The organism is Mesorhizobium sp. M7A.F.Ca.US.005.03.2.1, assembly GCF_003997795.1.
Taxonomy (GTDB): domain Bacteria; phylum Pseudomonadota; class Alphaproteobacteria; order Rhizobiales; family Rhizobiaceae; genus Mesorhizobium; species Mesorhizobium ciceri.
This window is the reverse complement of the sequence record NZ_RZRP01000468.1, coordinates 1-4,935: the sequence shown is the minus strand read 5'-3', so window position 1 is coordinate 4,935 and position 4,935 is coordinate 1. Positions and strand designations below refer to the sequence as shown.

8 protein-coding genes are annotated in these 4,935 nt (G+C 64.2%); all 8 read left to right on the top strand.

The features are described 5' to 3' along the window. Window positions 1-444: DUF2244 domain-containing protein (locus EN991_RS23210; protein WP_127369625.1), on the top strand; the 444-nt coding region annotated here is incomplete at its 5' end. A gap of 124 nt (window positions 445-568) precedes the next feature. Beyond that, on the top strand, window positions 569-1,444 hold the full coding sequence (locus EN991_RS23205) for a bifunctional helix-turn-helix domain-containing protein/methylated-DNA--[protein]-cysteine S-methyltransferase (protein ID WP_024502817.1): 876 nt from the start codon (window positions 569-571) through the stop codon (window positions 1,442-1,444). A gap of 221 nt (window positions 1,445-1,665) precedes the next feature. Continuing rightward, window positions 1,666-2,136, top strand: a complete 471-nt coding sequence (locus tag EN991_RS23200) for a hypothetical protein (protein WP_027161336.1) — start codon at window positions 1,666-1,668, stop codon at window positions 2,134-2,136. 19 nt (window positions 2,137-2,155) lie between these two features. Next, window positions 2,156-2,548 (top strand): hypothetical protein, encoded by a 393-nt coding sequence (locus EN991_RS23195; RefSeq protein ID WP_027161335.1) that lies wholly within the window; start codon window positions 2,156-2,158, stop codon window positions 2,546-2,548. Then, window positions 2,515-3,027: a hypothetical protein gene (locus tag EN991_RS23190; RefSeq protein ID WP_027161334.1), complete on the top strand. Its 513-nt coding sequence runs from the start codon at window positions 2,515-2,517 to the stop codon at window positions 3,025-3,027. The genes EN991_RS23195 and EN991_RS23190 overlap by 34 nt, the downstream gene beginning before the upstream one ends. After that, window positions 3,002-3,484, top strand: coding sequence for a hypothetical protein (locus EN991_RS23185; RefSeq protein ID WP_164769321.1), 483 nt, complete (start codon window positions 3,002-3,004; stop codon window positions 3,482-3,484). Before EN991_RS23190 ends, EN991_RS23185 begins: the two co-directional genes overlap by 26 nt. Before the next feature lie 153 nt (window positions 3,485-3,637). Then, window positions 3,638-4,543 (top strand): ribokinase, encoded by a 906-nt coding sequence (locus EN991_RS23180; protein ID WP_127369623.1) that lies wholly within the window; start codon window positions 3,638-3,640, stop codon window positions 4,541-4,543. A gap of 1 nt (window position 4,544) precedes the next feature. Continuing rightward, window positions 4,545-4,935 (top strand): amidase family protein (locus EN991_RS23175; protein WP_245461051.1); only part of this gene is annotated, 391 nt, incomplete at its 3' end.

Below are 4,935 nucleotides of genomic sequence, written 5' to 3'. Positions count from 1 at the left end.
CTACTGACCCCGCACCGGTCTCTGGGCCGGACAGGCTTCTTCGTCCTGATGGGCGCGCTGCTGTTCGGCTGGCTGGTGACAGGCGCGTTTTTCCTGTCGCGCGGCGCCTGGCCGGTGTTCGGCTTCTTCGGCCTCGACGTGGCCGCCGTCTACATCGCCTTTCGCATCAACTATCGTGCCGCTCGCGCACGCGAAGAAGTCTCGGTTTCGCGCACCAGCCTCGACATCCGCAAGACAGCCCCCTCGGGGAAATCGGAAGCGCATCGCTTCAATCCGTTCTGGGCGCGGTTTTCGGTGGCCCGTCACGCCGAGATCGGCATCACAGGCATGACGGTGCAAGGTGAAGGCCAGAACGTGCCGATCGGATCGTTCCTGGACCCCGATTCCCGCGAGAGTTTTGCCACCGCCTTTTCGCGCGCGCTGGCGGCCGCCAAGGCACGCTGAGCCAGCCGCGAGCGATTCCAGGGCTCGAATCCGGTGCCTATCCGGGTATGCGCCGCAAGAAGGCAAGTTTCGGGTGGCGATCGACGCCCCGAGGGGCGATATTCCGGCCCAAGGAGACAGTTCCATGAGCACACACACCGCAGTCCTCAAAAAGGACATCACGCCTGAGGGCAGCGATTATGAGATCGTGCGCCGTGCCATCGAGAAGATCAGTCTCGACTATCGTGATCAGCCTTCCCTCGAAGAGCTGGCCGAGGAGGTCGGCGAGACGCCGACCGGCCTGCAAAAACTCTTTACCCGCTGGGCCGGCCTGTCGCCCAAGGCCTTCCTGCAGGCGGTGACACTGGACCATGCGCGCAGGCTGCTCGATTCCGGCATGCCGCTGCTCGAGACCTCATTCGAACTGGGCATGTCCGGCCCCGGCCGGCTGCATGACCTGTTCGTCACGCACGAGGCGATGTCGCCGGGCGACTACAAGACACGCGGCGCCGGGCTCACCATCCGCTACGGCTTCCATTCCTCGCCGTTCGGTACCGCCCTGATCATGGCCACCGAGCGCGGGCTCGCCGGCCTCGCCTTCAGCGACCCCGGCGAGGAACGCGCCGCCTTCGCCGACATGTCCAGCCGCTGGCCGAACGCCATCTACGTCGAGGACATGACTGCCACCGGCCCCTATGCCGCCCGTATCTTCGACCCGACGCTGTGGCGCCCCGACCAGCCGCTGCATGTCGTCATGATCGGCACCGACTTCCAGGTTCGCGTCTGGGAGGCGCTGCTCAAGATCCCGATGGGCAAGGCCCGCACCTATTCCTCGATTGCGGCCAGCATCGGCGCCCCGTCCGCCAGCCGTGCGGTCGGTGCGGCCAACGGCGCCAATCCGCTCTCTTTCGTGGTGCCTTGTCACCGCGCCATCGGCAAATCAGGCGACCTCACCGGTTATCATTGGGGCCTGACCCGCAAGCGCGCCATTCTGGGTTGGGAAGCCGGGCAGGTATCGTAATATCGATTTTTCTCGATATTGCGAAGAAAAACATGGTTCTATCGGCGCTATCAAGTATAAGCGCTATTTACGCTGTGGTTCCGCTTTTGCAACCGAGGGCAACCTCCGGTTCCTGTAGTTGTTATTTTTGAGGCGTTATTTTAGGTAACTCTAAATTAACCACGATAAAGTGATGATGCTCTCATATTAATCCGGACGATCCGGCTTGATAGGAGGTCTCGATGACATTGTTTCGCGCCGCCTGCGGCGCAGCTCTGCTGGTTGCCAGCGTCGACGAGGCCGCGTTGGCCACGACGCAGAATGTCATCTTCAACGGCACGATCGCGCCCACCTGCACGCTGGTCGTTGCCACCAACGGTACGATGACGGCCAGTCCCGATCTCCAGTCCCTGAGCTCCCACAACAGCGGCGGCTCGGCTGGAACCGTGACGCTGACGACGACCGGAGGTGTGTCGCTGAGCGTCGACCCGGTCACCACCATGACGGTGCCATCCGCCGACAGCACGTCGACGACCTGGACACCCACCTACTCCGCCGCCGGCGCGCATTCCATCGTCGAGACCGGCTCGACAACCAGCATCACCACCCCCGGCGCAGATCTCGTCTCGGTTCACCTTGCCGGAACCAAGGGCGGCAGCAATCGCTTCGCCAACGGCAATTATCAGGCAACGGTAACGCTGCGCTGCGAATGACGCGAGCGAAGGAGGGGTCGTGAAACATGCTCGAATCCTGGCGACGGCGTTGGCCGTCGGATTGGCGCCCGTTGCCGCCAAGGCTCAGTCGATGTCGCCGATGCGTGGCGAGATCAACAGCTTCACCGACGTCTTTGCGGTTCGCGTCTTCCCCGCCAATCCCTACGACCGCAACATCCGGGTCGAAATTCACGTCTACGATCAGGATTTCCAGCCGGTAGATGCCAGGGTCTCTCCAAATGTCTTCCAACTGGCCTCCCAGGCCTCCCGTTCTGTCCTTGTGGTTGTGCCTTTCGGCGGCGCTGCCGAGCGTAAAGTGCGTATCTGTACCGAAAGCATCCCCTTTCCCAATCAACAGACGCAGATAAGGGCACAGATATGCGGAAAGTTTTTTGGGCGCCGCAAGTCCTGACACTGGCGCTCGCGGCTGTTTGGGCGGGTGCCTCGCCGGCCGGGGCCGAGGACGTCTACAACCTCAACCAGAACGAAAGCGGCTTCAACCTGCCCGGCGTCACCTTGCCCCAGGGCCAGGACGAGGTCCATGCCGCGGATGGCACCACTTGCCGTTCCGCCGTCTCCGGCTCCGGCGCCTATGTCGATCTCGGCGTCATCAGAGGCAACAGCCAGTCCGACAATGATGTCGCCACTTACGGCCGCGTGGTGATCCCCATCGGGCGTACGCCCAAGCGCGTCGATTGCAGCCGTCTCTACGAGCTTGAGGTCGAGCGCCTTCAGCTGGAGCTGAAGCTCCTCAAAATGGGCCTCGGCACCGACGGCCAGACGGCGAGTATTGCCGCCACCGCTCCCGCGACCGCATCACCGGGGTGGGCCAACGAAGGCTGGAGCATCAGAACCGGAAATGGCGATGGCAAGAAAAAGAAGAAGCAGTAGCCGCGCGCTGTTTGCGATGGCGGCACTTGCCGGTTCCTGCCTTCCGATGCAGGCGGCGATCATCGGCACCTGCACCATCATGGTCGGGGCGTCCGGAACGATGAAGGCCAGTCCCGCCATCAGCATACTGGGCTCCAAACAGGCAGGCGGATCGAGCGCCAGCGCCACCGTGGTGGCAAGCTCCCTGTTATGCTCAATACTCAACCTGCTTGACTGCTATTCGGTTTCGGCGCCGGCGCCTGCCGCATTCTCGTCCGCGCCGAGCGGCGGTGGCACCAACGTGACGTTCGCTTCGGTCTTCCGCCTCGATGGCTCGGGGGCCGATGTCAACGGAAGTGTGCCGCAGAGGGTTGCCAACGGCACCCACGCGATGCAGGTCGACCTCACCGCCACCAAGTCGGGCGGTATCTTTCCCGCCGGCAACTATCAGGGCACGGTCACCGTGCGCTGCGAATAAGGCCGCGACAACTCAAATCGGGCTGGACCATGCGCGTGGTCTGGCAAGCTGCGGCCTTACAGGTTAGCTTCCACGCAATCGGAACGATCTGCGTTCGCCCGGACGCACGAAGACGCTCCGGCATTTTGAATTTGCGTTGCCAGGAGGCCCTGCTTGATTATCGTCATCGGCTCGATCAACCTCGACCTTATCGCCAAGGTCGACCGCTTGCCGAGCCCCGGCGAGACGGTGGGCGGCTCGGCCTTCACCACCGCGCCCGGGGGCAAGGGCGCCAACCAGGCCCTGGCCGCCGCACGCGCCGGCGCCTCGGTGCGCATGGTCGGCGCCGTCGGCAGGGACAGCTTCGCCGCCGAGGCACTGGCATTGCTGCGCGACGGCAAGGTCGACCTGTCCGGCGTTGCCGAGACTCACGCCTCGACCGGCACGGCACTGATCATGGTCGCCGACGACGGCGAGAACATCATCGCCGTGGTGCCGGGCGCCAACGCTTCCGTGGGGCCCGGCGATCTCTCCAAGGCCTTTCTGAAAAAAGGCGACGTCGTGCTGCTGCAAAATGAGATTCCGCTGGCCACCGTCGATGCCGCCCTCGACCAGGCAAGGGCGGCCGGCGCCATCACGGTGCTCAACACAGCACCTTTCCAGGCGCAAGCAGCCGGCTTTCTCGGCAAGGCCGACTATGTCGTCGCCAACGAAACCGAGTTCGACCTGTATGGCGAAGCGCTGTCGCTGCAAGGCCGCGATCGGGCGGTGCGCATGCGCGACTTTGCCGGAAAGACCGGCCGCACCGTCGTCGTCACGCTCGGCGGCGATGGCGTGATGGCGGCGACACCGACCGAGTTCCTGGCCGTTGCTGCGCGCAAGATCGTCCCCGTCGACACGGTCGGCGCCGGCGATACGTTCTGCGGCTATTTCGCCGCCAGCCTGTCGTCGGGCCTCACGCTCGAACAGGCGCTGGCGCGCGCCGGCGCGGCCGGCTCGCTGGCCTGCCTGAAACCTGGCGCCCAACCGGCGATCCCGCTCGCCAAAGACGTCGATCAGGCGCTGCAGGAAACCCATTAAAATGCTGCGTCCTCAAACAAAACATGCCGTGCCACCGGCAGGCGACGTCTGCCGCCTGTCCGCAGTCGAACTCGCCGGCGCGATCCGGGAGAGGGAGCTTTGCGTGCGCGAGGTGGTGGCGGCATTCCTCGACCGCATCGAGGCGGTCAATCCGCTGGTCAACGCCATCGTCTCCTTGCGCGATCGCGCCGATATCCTGCGCGAAGCCGATGCGGCCGATGCCAGCCCAACGCGAGCCAAAACCAACCCGCTCTTCGGCCTGCCGATGGCCATCAAGGACCTCGCCTCGACCACGGGCCTCAGGACCTCTTTCGGCTCGCCGATCTTCGCCGATTTCGTGCCGCAGGAGGACGATTTCTTCGTCGAGCGCATCCGCAATGCCGGCGCCATTA